Annotated in this window: 1 protein-coding gene; it reads right to left on the bottom strand. The window is 49.2% G+C overall.

From position 1 onward, the window contains the following. Positions 1–145 precede the first annotated feature (145 nt). The gene (locus tag TOI97_RS13215; protein ID WP_321554587.1) at positions 146–271 is read right to left on the bottom strand and encodes a hypothetical protein; all 126 of its coding nucleotides are present in this window, start codon (positions 269–271) and stop codon (positions 146–148) included. Positions 272–492 lie beyond the last annotated feature (221 nt).

Below are 492 nucleotides of genomic sequence, written 5' to 3'. Positions count from 1 at the left end.
CCGCACCTGTATTGACGGGTATCCAGCCCAGTGAGCGGCGTACACCGCCTGATTTGCGCCAGTTCAGCCGCACCTTCTTAAACTGCTTGCGGCGTGTGACATACTCACCTGCAATGCACTGTAAGGTCTGACTGTACAAGCCCAGCTATTTACCCACGCCCTTAGTGTAAGGGTGCATATCAAAAGCAGACAAAAACACACCACGCTCTTTAATCGAGCGTTGACTTAATTCATGAACAAAGTTCCAAACGAAATTGACGCTGCGAGCCATGCGATTTAGCAGTGGCGTATGTGGAGTGAACCCCTTTTCTTGGACTCTTAAGCCACGCTTTTACTTAGGTACTGAGCTCTGTATTGAGCAGGGCTCTGGACTTCCCACAGTTTCATAGACACTCAGCTGCCTCGTTGAGACGTTCTCTTTCTTCATAATCCGCCGGTGATAACTGGCCTAAATGACTATGTCTGCGACGGCGATTATAAAACACCTCGATG

The organism is Denitrificimonas halotolerans, assembly GCF_034259425.1.
Lineage (GTDB): Bacteria > Pseudomonadota > Gammaproteobacteria > Pseudomonadales > Pseudomonadaceae > Denitrificimonas > Denitrificimonas halotolerans.
Note: the sequence above shows the minus strand (reverse complement) of the source record. Positions and strands in the feature narration are given on the sequence as shown.